The sequence below is a fragment of the Kocuria sp. GQ42 genome (assembly GCF_059758435.1).
The window spans coordinates 320,391-334,902 of the sequence record NZ_JCAXEN010000001.1; the positions used below are offsets into that span (position 1 = coordinate 320,391).

At 75.9% G+C, this 14,512-nt stretch carries 13 protein-coding genes and 1 tRNA gene; 8 read left to right on the plus strand and 6 right to left on the minus strand.

From position 1 onward, the window contains the following. The first annotated feature begins 109 nt into the window (after positions 1 to 109). Positions 110 to 3,904: a hypothetical protein gene (locus tag AC6CH6_RS01475; RefSeq protein ID WP_498253787.1), complete on the plus strand. Its 3,795-nt coding sequence runs from the start codon at positions 110 to 112 to the stop codon at positions 3,902 to 3,904. Next, positions 3,894 to 4,175: a hypothetical protein gene (locus AC6CH6_RS01480; RefSeq protein ID WP_498253788.1), complete on the plus strand. Its 282-nt coding sequence runs from the start codon at positions 3,894 to 3,896 to the stop codon at positions 4,173 to 4,175. The genes AC6CH6_RS01475 and AC6CH6_RS01480 overlap by 11 nt, the downstream gene beginning before the upstream one ends. Here AC6CH6_RS01480 and AC6CH6_RS01485 read toward each other — a convergent pair. The 3 genes from AC6CH6_RS01485 to AC6CH6_RS01495 form a co-directional block, all read right to left on the minus strand. Further along, entirely contained in the window at positions 4,144 to 4,860 is a 717-nt protein-coding gene (locus AC6CH6_RS01485) for an SAF domain-containing protein (protein WP_498253789.1), read from the minus strand. The genes AC6CH6_RS01480 and AC6CH6_RS01485 overlap by 32 nt on opposite strands. 129 nt (positions 4,861 to 4,989) lie before the next feature. After that, positions 4,990 to 5,307 carry an FmdB family zinc ribbon protein gene (locus AC6CH6_RS01490; RefSeq protein WP_498253790.1) on the minus strand — a complete coding sequence of 106 codons (318 nt, stop codon included), beginning with the start codon at positions 5,305 to 5,307 and terminating at the stop codon, positions 4,990 to 4,992. A 63-nt stretch (positions 5,308 to 5,370) separates the two neighbouring features. Continuing rightward, positions 5,371 to 6,012 carry a 5-formyltetrahydrofolate cyclo-ligase gene (locus tag AC6CH6_RS01495; RefSeq protein WP_498253791.1) on the minus strand — a complete coding sequence of 214 codons (642 nt, stop codon included), beginning with the start codon at positions 6,010 to 6,012 and terminating at the stop codon, positions 5,371 to 5,373. Positions 6,013 to 6,173: 161 nt separating this feature from the next. Here AC6CH6_RS01495 and galU point away from each other — a divergent pair, with 161 nt between their 5' ends. The 5 genes from galU (at position 6,174) to AC6CH6_RS01520 (ending at position 11,852) form a co-directional block, all read left to right on the plus strand. Beyond that, positions 6,174 to 7,088 carry a UTP--glucose-1-phosphate uridylyltransferase GalU gene (gene galU, locus AC6CH6_RS01500; protein ID WP_419968337.1) on the plus strand — a complete coding sequence of 305 codons (915 nt, stop codon included), beginning with the start codon at positions 6,174 to 6,176 and terminating at the stop codon, positions 7,086 to 7,088. A 14-nt stretch (positions 7,089 to 7,102) separates the two neighbouring features. Continuing rightward, positions 7,103 to 7,735, plus strand: coding sequence for a GNAT family N-acetyltransferase (locus tag AC6CH6_RS01505; protein WP_017833362.1), 633 nt, complete (start codon positions 7,103 to 7,105; stop codon positions 7,733 to 7,735). 155 nt (positions 7,736 to 7,890) lie between these two features. Beyond that, on the plus strand, positions 7,891 to 8,793 hold the full coding sequence (locus AC6CH6_RS01510) for a hypothetical protein (protein ID WP_498253792.1): 903 nt from the start codon (positions 7,891 to 7,893) through the stop codon (positions 8,791 to 8,793). Positions 8,794 to 8,961: 168 nt separating this feature from the next. After that, a complete protein-coding gene (locus AC6CH6_RS01515) occupies positions 8,962 to 10,611 on the plus strand; it encodes a CYTH and CHAD domain-containing protein (RefSeq protein ID WP_498253793.1) in 1,650 nt (549 codons plus the stop codon). Positions 10,612 to 10,949: 338 nt separating this feature from the next. Next, positions 10,950 to 11,852 (plus strand): tachylectin-related carbohydrate-binding protein, encoded by a 903-nt coding sequence (locus AC6CH6_RS01520; protein WP_498253794.1) that lies wholly within the window; start codon positions 10,950 to 10,952, stop codon positions 11,850 to 11,852. Between the two features lie 164 nt (positions 11,853 to 12,016). Here the strand turns inward: AC6CH6_RS01520 and AC6CH6_RS01525 are convergent. Then, positions 12,017 to 12,089 (minus strand) — tRNA-Ala (locus AC6CH6_RS01525). 120 nt (positions 12,090 to 12,209) lie between these two features. Between AC6CH6_RS01525 and AC6CH6_RS01530 the strand changes: the two genes are divergently transcribed. After that, positions 12,210 to 13,103: a LysR family transcriptional regulator substrate-binding protein gene (locus tag AC6CH6_RS01530; protein ID WP_498253795.1), complete on the plus strand. Its 894-nt coding sequence runs from the start codon at positions 12,210 to 12,212 to the stop codon at positions 13,101 to 13,103. A 6-nt stretch (positions 13,104 to 13,109) separates the two neighbouring features. On the opposite strand, the gene AC6CH6_RS01535 is transcribed toward AC6CH6_RS01530, so the two are convergent. Together AC6CH6_RS01535 and AC6CH6_RS01540 are read right to left on the minus strand one after the other, a co-directional pair. Beyond that, positions 13,110 to 13,442 (minus strand): antibiotic biosynthesis monooxygenase family protein, encoded by a 333-nt coding sequence (locus AC6CH6_RS01535; RefSeq protein WP_498253796.1) that lies wholly within the window; start codon positions 13,440 to 13,442, stop codon positions 13,110 to 13,112. After that, complete coding sequence (locus tag AC6CH6_RS01540; RefSeq protein WP_498253797.1) at positions 13,439 to 14,443, minus strand: mechanosensitive ion channel family protein; 1,005 nt, start codon at positions 14,441 to 14,443, stop codon at positions 13,439 to 13,441. The genes AC6CH6_RS01535 and AC6CH6_RS01540 overlap by 4 nt, the downstream gene beginning before the upstream one ends. Between the last annotated feature and the right edge of the window lie 69 nt (positions 14,444 to 14,512).

Sequence of the window (14,512 nt, forward strand, 5' to 3'; positions counted from 1 at the left end):
GCCCCGCACGGGCGGTACACGAGCAGCCGGGGTCGAGCGGTCCGCACGGACCGCTCGACCCGTGCGTGAGCGGTGCCCGGCCCCCGGGTCGAGGCGCAGGAGGAGAACCATGTCGATCGGATCCGACCGCACCCCCCAGGAGTCGGACACCTCCCGGGCGCAGCCCCCGCGCGTCTCGCTGCAGCCCTGGACCCGCCAGATGGACGCCTACACCGGCCCGGACACGCTGCTGGACTTCAACCAGGTCGACAACGTCTGCATCGACCTCACCGAGGCGAACTCCTCGGGGCAGGCGCAGCTGCTCATGGGCCGCCCCACCCGCCTGTCCACGATCGTGCACGACCCCGAGGCCTACGGGCACGCCGTGCGCGCGGCCCGGTCCCTGCGCACCAAGACCCACGAGCTGTCGGTCAACCACGGGCTGGACGCCGCGTACCTCGCCGCCGGCACCGCGTCCTGGCTCGCCCGGCCCCGGGGCTCCGACCCGACCGGCGCCGGACAGCGCCGCTGGATCGCCCCCGTCCTGCTCGCGCCCCTCGCCCTGAAGCCGCGCCCTGACCTCGACGACTTCGAGCTCCAGCTCGTCGGCCCCGCCCGGCTCAACCCCGCCATGGTCCGCCGGCTGGCCGCGGACCACGGCGTGGACCTGACCTCCGGCGAGCTCGCCCGCCTCGCCTACGGCACCCGGCGGCTCGACCCGGCCCCCGCCCTCGAGACCCTGCGCACCCTCGCCGGGGCGGTGCCCGGGATGCACGTCGAGCACAAGCTGCTCGTCTCCACGTTCGCCGATCTGCACGACCGGCCCGCCGACCTGTCGGTCGTGGCCCGCACCGCGGTGGTCCGGGACCTCGCCCGGCTCAAGGACTCCGCGGTCGGACGGATCCCCCAGGTCGAGGAGATCACGGACGACGCGCCCCCGCTGGACCAGCGCGACCCCGCCGACGAGCTCCTGCTGCTCGACGCCGACGGCCCCCAGCAGGAGGTCCTCGACCTCGCCGCCCAGGGCCACTCCTTCGTGGTGACCGCGGCCCCCGGCACCGGGCAGCTCGACACCGCCGTCAACACGGTGGGCACCCTCGTGGCCGCCGGCCGGACCGTCCTGGTCCTGGGCGAGCGGCGCACCACGCTCGCCGCGTTCGGGCGGCGGATGGACGGGCTGGGCCTGGGCACCGCCGTCCTGCCGCTGTCCTCCCAGCTCAGCGACGCCGACGTGGCCCAGCAGCTCGTCCGGGCGGTGGCCCGCAACGAGCGTGCCGAGCGCCCGGACCTCGCCGAGCTGCACGAGACGCTGCGCACCAGCCGGGACCAGCTCGCCGAGCACGTGCGGTCCCTGCACACCGTGCGGCCCCGGTGGTCCGTCTCCCCGTACCGGGCCGTGCAGGCGCTCGCCGAGCTGACCTCCCGCCGGCCGGCGCCCGCCACGGCCGTGCGGTTCCCGCGCTCCGTGCTCGACGCCGTCACGGAGCGCGGCGACGCCGTCGCCCGGCTCGAGCGCGCCGCCGAGCTCGGGGCGTTCGACGCCGGGACCCTGGCCGGGCCCTGGACCGGGGCGCGCCTGGTCAACGAGGACGAGGCCCGGCAGGCGCACCGGCTGGCCCAGTCCCTCCTCCTGGAGCTCACCACCCTCGAGACCGGGATGCGGCACGTCCTGGCCACCAGCGGGCTGCGCGGCGGCACGACCGTGCCCGAGTGGGGCCGGCAGCTGCGGCTGCTGCAGGAGGTCCAGGACTCCCTGACCCGCTTCACTCCCGACATCTACGACCGGCCCGTGACGGACCTGGTCGCGGCGACCGCCGGGTCCGGCTGGCGGCGGGAGCACGGGATCGAGATGACCGGGCTGCAGCGCTCACGGCTGCGCAAGGCCGCGAAGGAGTACATCCGGCACGGGGTGCACCTCTCGGACCTGCATGCCGCCCTGCTGCGCGTGCAGTCGGAGCGGGAGCGGTGGCGGGAGTGGGCCACCTCGTCCACGCACCCGGTCGTCTCCGAGCGGGTCGAGGAGCTCGCGGCCGTGCAGGCCCGCTTCGTGGAGGACCTCGAGGGACTGGCCATCGCCCTCGAGGGCTCGTCCACCGGCGCCGACCTCCTGGGGCTGCCGATCGACCGGCTGCGCGAGACCCTGGACGGGCTCATCAACGACGAGGAGAACCTCGCCGTGCTGCCCGAGCGCACCGTCCTGCTCGACGAGCTGCGCGGCCAGGGCCTCGGCGAGCTCGTGGACGACCTCGTCCGGCGCACCGTGCCCCGCGCGGAGGTCCCCGGGGAGTTCGACCTCGCGTGGTGGCAGTCCACGCTCGAGGCCATGATCACCGGCGACGACTTCCTGGCGATGCCGGAGGGGCACACCCTGCGCAAGGTGGAGTCCGTGTTCCGCCGCGCCGACGCGGCGCACGTGGCCTCCGGGGCCGGCCGGCTCCTCTGGGAGCTCGCCGACCGCTGGCAGCGCACCGTCCGGCGCTCCCCGCGCGCGGCGGCCGCCCTGCGCCGCATGCTCCGGGACGGGGCCGCCCCGCTCGAGGAGGTCAGCGCCTCGGCGGGCGAGCTGATCGGCTCGCTGGTGCCCGTCTGGACGGCCAGCCCCCTGGTGCTCTCCGCGGCGCTGCCCGAGGACCACGACTTCGACGCCGTGGTGGTGCTGGACGCCGAGAGCTCCCCGCTCGCGGCGGTGCTGCCGGCGCTGACCCGGTGCCGGCAGGTCATCGCGTTCGGGGACCCGCACCTGGGCCGCCCGCAGCCGTTCACGGTGGCGCCCACCGCGGTGCCCGCCCCGGGCGCCCAGCCGGTGGTCGAGGTGGACAGCGCCTTCGACGCCCTCTCCCGCGTGGTGCCGGAGCGGACGCTGCGGACCGTGTACCGGTCCATGGACGAGCAGGTCTTCCGCCACCTCAACGAGCAGTTCTACGGCGGGCGCCTGAGCAGGCTCCCGCACGGCGAGTCCGTCACCGGGGCCACCCCCGTCCTCGACGTCGAGTACGTCCCGGACGGCGTGGGCGCCCTGACCGCCGGGATCGAGGGCATCCAGGCGCCCGCCGCCGAGGTGCGGCGCGTCGTGGAGCTCGTCTTCGAGCACGCCGCGCGCCACCCGCGCCGGTCCCTGGCCGTGGTCACGGCCAGCGCGGTGCACGCCGCGCGGATCGCGCAGGCCGTCCGGCAGCGGATGCGCGAGGAGCCCGCGGCCGCGGCCTTCTTCGCCCCCGGCCCCGAGCCCTTCCGGGTGGTCGACCTGCACCGGGCGGCGGGCATCGTGCGGGACACCGTCATCTTCTCGCTGGGCTTCGGCAAGACGGCCAACGGGCGCACCGTGCCGTACCTCGGGGCGCTGTCGGAGCGGCACGGCCGCCAGCACTTCGTGCTCGGCATGACCCGGGCCCGCCACAGCACCCGCATCGTGACCTCCCTGCACCCGGGGGAGATGGAGGGCAAGGGCCTCCAGCACGGTGCGCGGGACTTCGCCCGTGTGCTCGCCGCGCACCTCGGCGGCCCGCCGCCGGGGGAGGAGGAGGCCCGGGACACCCACGACGACGCCCTGGTGGTCGACCTCGCCCGCCGGCTGGCGGAGCGCGGGGCTACGGTGCGGCTGGACTACGCGGGCGTCCTCGACCTGGTCGCCTGGGCCGGCACGGAGTCGCTGTCCGCGGGGGCCGTGGTCCCGGGCCGCGCCCGTGCCGAGGACCGGCCGCTGCGGATCCCCGTGGCCGGGCAGTCCGACGGCTCGCCGGAGAACGCCGCCCTGTCCGTGCGGGAGCGCTCGCGGCTGCGGCCCCAGCAGCTCGAGCGCACCGGCTGGAACTACCTCACGCTGTGGACCATCGAGGTCTTCACCGACCCGGACACCGTCGCCGAGCTGATCCGGCGCTATCTCGGCCTGCCCGCCGCCCCGCAGCGAGGTGACCGTGCCGGCTGAGCCGGGCCCGGCGCCCGGCGGGGCCCGCGGGCCCGCCGGGCCGGACCGCGCCCCCGGGCGGGACGTGCCCGACGCCCCGCGCCCCCGCAGGCGCGGGCCGCGGCGTGCCACCGGGGGCACGTTCACCGACGGCACGTCCACCGGGGCGGAGCCGCGCCTGCCCGGCCTGGACGGGCGGGCGCCCGGGACGGACGAGGACCGGGCGGACGAGGCCTCCGATCGGGCCCACGAGGACTGGCTCAGGGCCCAGAGGCCTCCGCACTGGGACTGACCGGCGCCGGGACGAGGACCACGGTGGTGCGCCCGGTGCCGCCCGCCCCCGCGAGCTGCGCGGCGCCCTCGTGCGGGGCCCCCACCACCAGCAGTCCCTCCTCCTCGGAGGCGCCGGGCCCGGCGAGCAGACCGCCGTCCCCGCCGGGGCCCGCGGAGGAGACCCACAGCACGGGCAGGCCCCGGCCCAGGACCTGACGCCCGCCCGGCGCGGCACCGTCGGGCAGGTGGACGACGTCCACGTGGTCGCCCGCGCGCACGTGCCGCAGCACACCGGGGTCGTCGATGCGCAGCGTCACCGCCGTGACGCCCCCGCCCTGTCCCGTCAGCAGGCCCGGGCCCACGAGCGCGGTCTCCGTCAGCGGCTGCCCGGGGCCCGCGGCGCCCGCCAGGACGCGCCCGGACAGCTCCGCGGGGTCGGCCACGGCGCCCTCCGGCGCCAGCCCGTGGGGATAGGCGGCCACCGCGAGCCGCTCCGGGGAGACCACCGTGCCCGCGGGCAGCGCCTCGGCAGCGGTGACCACCGGCACCGTCCTGGTCTGGGGCGGGCCGAGCCGCAGGACCACCAGGCCCACCGCGAGCCCGAGGAGCAGCGCGGCCACCAGCCGGCGGCGCCGGGACAGCGCCGAGCGCAGGTGCAGGGACAGCGGGTAGCGGCGTCGGACGGTCCGGGGGCGGCGGCTCATGCCGGGCACGCTACGGGGCGGGTGCCCGGGAGCCCGCCGTTCCGGAGCCGCCTGGGGAGGGGCGGGCGGCGCCGCCCGGGAGGAGCCTCCCGTGCAGTGCGGACGCCGGGGCGGCGTCCGGGGACCGGCTCAGTCGGAGGACCCGCCCGCGGTCGCGGAGGCGGACGAGGAGGACGCGCCCGCGCCGGCGGTCGCCGGGGTCGCGGTCTTTGCAGGGGCCGCCGCCGGCTCGGCGGTGGAGGACGTGGAGGCGCCCGAGTCCGCGCCGCCGGAGCGCGAGTCGTTGCGGTAGAAGCCGGAGCCCTTGAACACCACGCCCACCGTGTTGAACTTCTTGCGCAGGCCCCCGTCGCACTCCGGGCAGACGGTCAGGGCGTCCTCGCTGAACGACTGGCGGATGTCGAACGCGTGGCCGCAGTCCTTGCAGGCGTAGGCGTAGACGGGCATGGGTCCTCCTGGGAAGGGTCGACGAGCGCGCTCGCTGGCACTCGAAGGGGTCGACTGCCGATTCTACCGTGTTCCCCGCGCCGGACCGGCGGGCCCGTCCAGCCGCACGGTCCCGTTCTCCGTGAGGGCCAGCGGCACGGGGGCGTCGAGCTCCTCGACCGGCACGGAACCGGCCGGGAGGACCTCGTCGGCGAAGACGCACACCACGGCGCGCAGCTCCGGGTGCGCCGTGCGCGGCAGCGTGGCGAGGAAACGGTCGTAGTAGCCGCCGCCGAAGCCCAGCCGCGCGCCGCCGGGCGCCACGGCGAGCGCGGGCACCAGCAGCAGACCCACCGCGTGCATCACCTCCGCGCCGTGGCGGGCGCCCACGGGCTCGCGCAGTCCGCCCGCGCCGCCGGACCGCTCGGGGGTGTCCGGCGTCCACCGCGCCCAGGAGAGCCGGCGCCCGGGCTCGCACACGGGCACCCAGATCCGGTGGCCGCGGTGGTGGGCCGTGACGAGGGCGGGCTCGAGGGGCGGCTCCGTGGCCAGCGGCAGGTACGCGGCGACGTCGAGGTGCGGGCGGTCGGTCAGCAGCTCCGCCAGGTGCCGGTCGAACGCCACGGCGGCGTGCTCCCGGGCGGCCCGGGAGCGCCGCGCGCGGGCCGCCACCAGCTGCCGGCGCAACCGGGCCTTGGCCTCGGCGGGACCGCGGGGGTCGGTCATCGTCGTGTCCGCTCCTCGTCCGACGCTCCGCCCGGGAGGCGCCCGGACGCGCCGGCCCTGTCGGGCCGGTGGTGCGAGGCTAGCCGCGCCCCACCGCGGCGGGCAAGCGTGCCCGGGCGGGAATCCGCTGGTGGGAGCCCCCGATCCGTTAGCCTGAGCGCATGAGTGGAAACAGCAACCCCCGGACGGTCCGGAAGGCCGTCATTCCTGCCGCCGGGCTCGGCACCCGGTTCCTCCCCGCGACGAAGGCCATGCCCAAGGAGATGCTGCCGGTCGTGGACCGACCGGCCATCCAGTACGTGGTCCAGGAGGCGGTCGACGCCGGCCTCCAGGACGTCCTCATGATCACCGGGCGCTCGAAGCGGGCGCTGGAGGACCACTTCGACCGGGTCCCGGCCCTGGAGCACCAGCTCGAGGAGTCGGGCAAGACCGAGCTGCTGCGGGCGGTGGAGCACGCCTCCGAGCTCGGTGAGATCCACTACCTGCGCCAGGCGGACCCCAAGGGACTGGGGCACGCGGTGCTGCGGGCGAAGATCCACATCGGTGACGAGCCCTTCGCGGTGCTGCTGGGCGACGACCTGATCGACGCCCGGGACGAGCTGCTCACCGAGATGATCGCCGTGCAGGAGCGCACCGGCGGCTCCGTGGTCGCGCTGATGGAGGTCCCGCAGGAGCAGATCAGCGCCTACGGCTGCGCGGACGTCACCGCGGTGGCGGGGGAGGACTACGTGCGGATCAACGGGCTGGTGGAGAAGCCGGCCCCGGAGGAGGCTCCCTCCAACCTGGCCGTGATCGGCCGCTACGTGCTGGTGCCGGAGGTGTTCGAGGTGCTGGAGAACACCGCCCCCGGGCGCGGCAACGAGATCCAGCTCACCGACGCGCTGCAGACCCTCGCCCAGCGCGAGGGCGAGGGCGGCGGGGTGTACGGGGTGGTCTTCAAGGGCCGTCGCTACGACACCGGCGACAAGCTCAGCTATCTCAAGGCCAACATCATCCTGGCCTCGGAGCGCGAGGACCTCGGGCCCGAGCTGTGCGAGTGGCTCAGGGAGTACACCCGGACCCTGCCGGTCGGCTGAGAGACCGCGCTCCCGTGGCCGGACAGTTCCGGTGGCCCGTCACCGTCTCCTGGGGGGACCTCCGGCTGCGTCCGCTGGCCCGGGGGGACCGCCGGGAGTGGGACGTCGTGCGTGCCCGCAACCGGGACTGGCTCGACCCGTGGGAGGCCACGAACCCCGCACCCGGCGGGGCCCCGCCCACGTTCGGGCAGTTCGTGCGCACCCTCGACCAGCAGGCCCGGCAGGGCACGGCCCTGCCCTTCCTCATCACGGAGCGGGTCCCGGGGACGGAGCGGTTCGGTCTCGTCGGCCAGCTGACCGTCTCCGGGATCTCGTGGGGGTCGTTCCTGTCCGCGACCCTGGGGTACTGGGTGGACCGGGACCAGGCGGGACGCGGCGTGGCCCCCATGGCGGTGGCCATGGCCACCGACTACTGCTTCCAGGGCCTCGGGCTGCACCGGATCGAGATCAACATCCGGCCGGAGAACACCAAGTCCCTGCGGGTGGTGGAGAAGCTCGGGTTCCGCGACGAGGGGCTGCGCAAGGACTTCCTGCACATCGACGGGCGCTGGACGGACCACCGCAGCTTCGCGCTCACCGCGCCGGAGGCGCCCGAGGGACTCGTCCGCCGGTTCACGGGATCGGACCGCCCCGCCGTGTGGCAGTGACCCGGCCCGGCGTGTCCACAGGGATACCCACAGGCGCGCCCCCGCGGTAGTAGGCTGTTCCTCACGGCCCGAGCCCGGGCCCCGGACACGCCGGCGCAGCGCGCCGGCGTCTCCCGTCCGCTCGATCCGGCGACCACGAAGGCAGGACCGCGACCATGATCTGGGTGAGCAGCTCGGCCGTGCTGGCCGTGGTGTGCGCGCTGTCGCTGTTCTGGGTCGTGCCGCGACTGCAGCGCCGCCGTGAGCTCCCCGTCGAGGCGCCGGCCGAGACGGCCGGCCCCGACGGTCTCCCCGCGCCGATCGAGCAGCCCCCACCCGCGTCCCGCCGACGAAGGAACAGCATGGCGACCACCGACACCGTCCCCCGGCCCGCCGACGGCGACCCCGGACGCACCGGCAGAGGGCACCTGCGCATCAGGCGGGACCGCGCCGTGATCCTCCTCGCCGGGTGCGCCGCCCTCCTGGCCGCACTCGTCACCGCCGTGGTCGCACCCTTCTCCGCCGCGGTGAGCTGGCCGTGGCCCGTGTTCCTGCTGCTGCTCGGCATCGGCTCCGTCCTGTCCCTGCGCTACCTGGCCGTCCAGGACCGGGCCGCCCGCCGCGCGTCGCGCCCCGCGGTCCGGGCGCCGGAGGCGGAGGCGGAGCCGCACGCCCCCCGCGAGGACGTCGCCCTGTTCGACAACGAGCACGCCGTGGCGGAGGAGGTCCGCGAGCAGTCGCGCCGGGCGGCCGAGGACCTCGACCTGCCCACCCCCGAGGAGCAGCCCCGGATGCCCGCACCCGCCGCCTTCACGGTCGAGGAGCTGCGGGCCGAGGCGCTCCGCGTGGCCCGCGAGTCCGCGCCGGCCGCCGCGGCCCGGACGTGGGAGCCGGTGCCCGTGCCGCGTCCGACGTACGCCGAGGCCCCCGTGGTCCAGCGCCCGGAGCCGGAGCCGCTGCCGGTGCCGGAGCAGCCAGCCGCCCGCTCCGCGAGCCTGAAGGACGCCGTGCGCACGGGCGAGGAGCAGGGCCGTGCCGCCCTCGACCTCGACGACGTCCTCAAGCGGCGCCGCGCCTGAGCGCACGCGCCATCCGGCCCGGTCGACCGGGCCGCACGCACCGCCGCACGCTCCCGCCGGGGCGCGCGGCGGTTCGCGTTCCCGGGGGCCGTGCACGGCCCCGGTATCATCGCCGCAACGGCCGGCCGCCGGTTCCGGCGGCCGGTGGCCCCGACCAGGAGGACACCCATGACCGCCGTCGCCCACCGCGAGGTCGAGCGCAAGTACGAGTTCCCGGAGGGCGCCGAGGCCCGGGTGGACTGGAGCACGCTGAAGGGGTGCACCGTCTCCGCGGAGCCCGTGGAGCACCGCATGGAGGCCGTCTACCACGACACCGAGGACATGGCCCTGGGGCGGCGCCTGGTCGCGCTGCGCCGCCGCCGGGGCGGGGCCGACGACGGGTGGCACGTGAAGTTCCAGGGCGCGGACGGACGCCACGAGCTGCAGGTGCCGCTGCTGCGCACCCCGGACCGGATGCCCGCGTCCGTGCGGAACCTCCTCGCCGGGCTGACCGGGGAACAGGAGCTGCGGCCGGTGGCGACCCTGCGCACCGTCCGGCAGGTGCACCGGATCAGCGACAGCACGGGGGCGGCGGTCGCGGAGCTCGCCGTGGACGTCGTGGACGCCGTCGACGAGCGCACGGGCACGGCGCGGTCCTGGTCGGAGTGGGAGGTCGAGCTCCTCGACGGCACGGTGCCCGAGGAGCGCCAGGAGCAGATCTTCGGCGCGGTCGAGGCCGTGGTCTTCGCGGCCGGCGGGAAGCCGTCCACCTCCCGGGCGAAGATCGCCCGTGCGCTCGGCGAGGACGACGACGCCGCGGCGGGGTCCGGCCGGGAGCAGGACGAGAACCAGCCGGAGAGCAAGAGCGGGAAGAAGGCCGGGAACGGCACGAAGGACAAGAAGAACAAGAAGAACAAGAACAAGAAGGCGGGAAAGAAGGGGAAGCCGGCGGCCGGGCCGGACGTGCTGCGCGCGGTGCTCGGGGAGCTCGCCGACCAGCTGGTGCTCTGGGACTTCAGGGTCCGCCTCGACGTCCCGGACGCGGTGCACCAGATGCGCGTGACGTCCCGTTCCCTGCGCAGCGTGCTCAGGGCGGCCGAGCCGTTCTTCGACGGCGCGGCGGCGGAGGAGCTGGACGCCCGGCTGCGGGAGCTCGCCCGGACGCTGTCCGCGGCGCGGGACGCGGAGGTCACGGCGGAGCTGCTGGCCGGGCGCGTGGAGGCCCTCGAGGGCCGGGTGGGGCCGGCCGCGGCGGAGAGCCTGCGGCAGCGGGCCGAGGAGCAGGCACGGACGGCGGCCGCGAAGGTGCGCCGGCACGTCACGGGCCGGGAGCACCTGCGGCTCCTGGCGGACGTCCAGGACTTCGCCGCCCATCCGCCGCTGACCGAGGAGTGCACCCGGCTCTCGGGGCGAGAGGTCGCCGACGCACTGGTGCACCGGGCCCTGCGGAAGGTGGTGCGCGTGGCCGAGGCGGAGCAGGCCGGCGGACCGGGCGGCGAGGGGCAGCTGGAGCACCTGCACGACGTCCGCAAGGCCGTCAAGCGCGTGCGCTACGTCGACGCCGTCCTCGGCCGGACCGGGCACCGGCCGGGCAAGCAGCTGCGGCGTGCGGCCCGGGACGCGGAGGACTACCAGGACGAGCTGGGCCGGATCATGGACGCCGCGGTGGTGGAGCGGTGGCTCGCGGGCACGGCGGCCGCCCTCGGGCGCTCCGGTGCCGACCGCTACGCCGTGGGGGCGCTGCACGGCGCCGAGGTCCTCCGGCTGCGCGCCGGAACCGACGGCGGGGTGGACGTGGTAGGAGTGCTCCTGTCCCAGCTGCGGGAGGACCTCGCCTGAGCGGTGCTCCGGAGGCCACCGCGCGGACGCCTCCCGGCGGGCTCCGGACGCCATCGCGCGAAAGCCACCGCGCGGACGCCCCCCGAGGGGCTCGGCCGGGGAGCGTCCCGATCCGCCGGAGCCGTCCCGGCCCGTCCGCACCCGCAGGCGGCGGGCGGCCGGGGCGGGCCTGTCCGGTTCCGTCGCAGTAGTCATGCCCGGGTCACGGGGACAGGGGGACGATGGTCGCAGTCGAGGGGCCGTTCGCGTTCTTGCGCGTTGCCCGGCCCGGAGTCGACTGCCCGGTCGGCCGGTGAGGACGGCCGCCGGGACGGCTTCCAGCACCCGAGGAGTGCGTGATGACCGAGCACACCCAGCAGGACGGACCGACCCCGTCCGGGATCTCCCTGGTGATGTCCCGCCGCGGACTGCTGACGGCAGGCACCGCCGTGGCCTCCGCCGTCGCCGTCGGGGCCGTTCCGACGACGGCTGCCGCCGCTCCCGGCACCAACGGCGTCATCTACGGGGTCGAGGGCGACAAGGACCTGCTGTGGTACCGCCACGAGGGCCGCAGCAACGGCACGCCGCGCTGGGCCAACAACGGCACCGGGCGCAAGGTCGGCAGCGGGTGGGACTTCGCCCACGTCTTCGCCGGCGGCGCCGGGGTCGTCTACGGGGTCGAGCACGACGGGGACCTCCTGTGGTACCGCCACGAGGGCGCGACCGACGGCACGGCGCGCTGGGCCAACCGGGGCCGCGGGCGCAAGGTCGGCAGCGGGTGGGACTTCACCCACGTCTTCTCCGGCGGCGGCGGATTCCTCTACGCGGTGCAGGGCAACGGTGACCTGTTCTGGTACCGCCACGAGGGGCGCAGCAACGGCACGCCGCGCTGGGCCAACAACGGCCGCGGGCGCAAGATCGGCAGCGGGTGGGACTTCGCCCACGTCTTCTCCGGCGGCGACGGGATCATCTACGCGGTGGAGCACGACGGGGACCTGCTGTGGTACCGCCACGAGGGACGCGGCGACGGCACGGCGCGCTGGGCCAACAACGGCCGCGGGCGCAAGGTCGGCAACGGGTGGGACTTCGCCCACGTCTTCGGCGGTGGAGGCGGGATCGTCTACGCGGTGGCGTTCGACGGTGACCTGTTCTGGTACCGCCACGAGGGGCGCAGCAACGGCACGCCGCGCTGGGCCAACAGCGGCACCGGGCGCAGGATCGGCAACGGGTGGAACTTCGAGCACGTCCTCTACGGGAACTAGCGAGCGGCTCCCGGTCCGCCGGCGCCGTGCGGGTGAGGTCCCGGGGGGCCGCGGGGACGTCGCGGCGGACCCACGGGTCGGCCGGACCGGTCCGCACGACGACGGCCCGCGCACGACGAAGGCCCCCGTCCGGCGTCCTGCCGAGCGGGGGCCTTCGTCTCCGGTGGAGCTAAGGGGAATCGAACCCCTGACCTTTTCATTGCGAACGAAACGCTCTACCAACTGAGCTATAGCCCCGGAGCAACCGTTCCATCGTATACATCCCGCGCCGGTTTCGCATCTCGGGTGCCCGGCGCGTCCGGGGCGGTCCCCGCCGGTGGTCGGGGAGCAGGGCCGGCAGTGGGTAGATTGACCGGCATGGACGACGCGCCCGGACCCCACGACCCCGCAGCCGACGAGGCCGGCGAGACGGCAGACCTGGCGGTCGCCTTCGTCCCCGGCGTGATGCCCGGCAAGTGGTTCTTCCGGTGGCGAGACCGCAACCCCGGCCGCGTCCTCGCCGAGCGCCCGCTCGAGACGGACGCGTGGCAGGAGGAGCTGGGAGCGGGGCGCGCCCACGCGTGCTTCGTGCGGCTGCCTGCGCACCCGCGCCCCGGGGTCGACGACCTCGCCACGCTGCGCGAGGAGTACCGGGCGGTGGAGCTCTACGCGGAGCAGCAGGTCGTGGTGCTGCCCCGGGACCACGAGCTGACCCTGCTCGACGAGGTGCCGGTCGCGGAGCTCGTGGACGAGGTGCTGCTGCAGGAGCCGGCGACCCTGCCCGAGCGCCACCGGCTGCGGTCCCCGGAGGCGGTCGCCGCGGACGCGCCGCTGCCCCCGATGCGCCACGCCCGGGACGCCGTCGAGCTCGTCGCCGCGGGGCTCGGGCTGGTCGTCGTGCCCATGTCGCTCGCCCGGCTGCACCACCGCAAGGACCTCGTCCACCGCGTGGTGCCCGATGCCGCCACGGTCCCCGTGGCGCTGGTGTGGCCGCAGGACCTGCCGGAGGAGCAGGAAGAGCTCGTGCAGGACTTCGTGGGCGTCGTCCGCGGCAGGGGGCTCAACAGCTCCCGGGGCGCTCCCGCACCGGCGTCCCCGGCCGCGGAGGACCGGCCTGCCGCCAAGGCGGGACCGGCCCGGGCGCCGTCGTCGCGCCGTGGGGGACAGCCCCCGCAGGGGGCTCGGCGGGCGGGCGCGCCCCGGGGCGGGGCGCGGTCCGGTCGCGGCGGGCCCAAGGGCGGCCGCCGGTCCGGCGGCCGCGGCCGGCGCTGAGGGCGCCTACCGCTGTCCGGGGGCCTGCTGCTCGACGGCCACCGTGTAGGACCACAGCTCCGAGGCGGTGCCCACGGGCCGGGGGCGCTCGCCCTCCCCGGCGGGGCCGCCGTGGGACCGGGCGAAGTCCTGCGAGGACCGCCAGGCGTCGTAGGAGTCCTCGTCGGCCCACCGGGTGAGCACGAGCCACTGCGTGCGCCCGTCCGTGGGCCGCAGCAGCTCGAAGCCCTCGAAGCCCGCGACCCCGGCCATGGAGCCGCTGTGGGCGGCGAAGCGCCGGCCCAGCTCGTCGCCGGAGTCGGCCGGGACGGTGATGGCGTTGATCTTGACGATGCTCATGCGTCCGATCCTGGCACATCGCGCCGGACCGACCGGACCTGTCCCGTCTCCGGCGGACCGGGCGCCGCGACCCCGGCCTGCCGGATCACGGTCTGGTTCAGCAGGGGCACGTGCAGGCCCTCGCGGTCGAGCATCTTCTTGATCCGCAGCCGCAGCGCCCGGGCCACGTCCCACTGCTTGAGGGGGACCGTGCGGACGGCCACGCGCACGGTGACGGACTCCCCGGTCACGGCCTCCACGCCCCACACCTCCGGGTCCTCGGTGATGTACTCGCCGACCTTCGGGTCGTCCCGCAGCAGCCCCGCCTCGTGCAGGATCAGCTCCGTGACCAGCTCGATGTTCGTGTCGTAGGGCACCGGCAGGTCCAGCACGCAGCGGGCCCAGCCCTGGGACTGGTTGCCCACGCGCAGGATCTCCCCGTTGCGCACGTGCCACAGGGTGCCGTTGACGTCCCGGACCTGGGTCACGCGCAGCCCCACGGACTCCACGGTCCCGCTCGCCTCGCCGAGGTCGACGACGTCCCCGATGCCGAGCTGGTCCTCGGCGACCATGAAGATCCCGGACAGGTAGTCCTTCACGAGGGACTGCGCCCCAAAACTCAGGGCCACGCCGGCGATGCCGGCGGAGGCCAGGACCGGGCCGATGTCGTAGTCGAGCTCCGAGATGATCATCACCAGGGCCACGGCCCAGATCACCACGGTCCCCACGGACGAGAGCACCGAGCCGATGGTGTGGGCGCGCTGGGACTGCCGGGCGCCGGCCAGGCCCGCGTCCTCGACCCAGCGCGGCCTGCCCCGCTCCATCCGGCGCACGATCCGCGACCGGGTGCCCTTCGCGATCCCCCCGGTGACCCGGCGGATCAGCAGCCGCACCACGGCGGCCAGGATCGAGGCGCCGAGCAGCACCAGCAGGATTCGCAGCGGCTTGTCGAGCCAGAACTCCCACACCGGGTCCAGGGCCGGCACGGGGGTGGACAGGAGGAGGGGGACGGGGAGGAGCATGGAGGAAGCGTAACGAACGACGTCCGCGACCCGTCAGCCGTCCAGCCGACCCGGAGGTGCGTCGGGCAC

Coding starts and splice junctions, on each gene's coding strand:
- AC6CH6_RS01475 (WP_498253787.1), top strand. CDS start 110: ATGTCGATCGGATCCGACCGCACCCCCCAGGAGTCGGACACCTCCCGG.
- AC6CH6_RS01485 (WP_498253789.1), bottom strand. CDS start 4,860: ATGAGCCGCCGCCCCCGGACCGTCCGACGCCGCTACCCGCTGTCCCTG.
- AC6CH6_RS01490 (WP_498253790.1), bottom strand. CDS start 5,307: ATGCCCGTCTACGCCTACGCCTGCAAGGACTGCGGCCACGCGTTCGAC.
- AC6CH6_RS01495 (WP_498253791.1), bottom strand. CDS start 6,012: ATGACCGACCCCCGCGGTCCCGCCGAGGCCAAGGCCCGGTTGCGCCGG.
- galU (WP_419968337.1), top strand. CDS start 6,174: ATGAGTGGAAACAGCAACCCCCGGACGGTCCGGAAGGCCGTCATTCCT.
- AC6CH6_RS01510 (WP_498253792.1), top strand. CDS start 7,891: ATGATCTGGGTGAGCAGCTCGGCCGTGCTGGCCGTGGTGTGCGCGCTG.
- AC6CH6_RS01515 (WP_498253793.1), top strand. CDS start 8,962: ATGACCGCCGTCGCCCACCGCGAGGTCGAGCGCAAGTACGAGTTCCCG.
- AC6CH6_RS01520 (WP_498253794.1), top strand. CDS start 10,950: ATGACCGAGCACACCCAGCAGGACGGACCGACCCCGTCCGGGATCTCC.
- AC6CH6_RS01530 (WP_498253795.1), top strand. CDS start 12,210: ATGGACGACGCGCCCGGACCCCACGACCCCGCAGCCGACGAGGCCGGC.
- AC6CH6_RS01535 (WP_498253796.1), bottom strand. CDS start 13,442: ATGAGCATCGTCAAGATCAACGCCATCACCGTCCCGGCCGACTCCGGC.
- AC6CH6_RS01540 (WP_498253797.1), bottom strand. CDS start 14,443: ATGCTCCTCCCCGTCCCCCTCCTCCTGTCCACCCCCGTGCCGGCCCTG.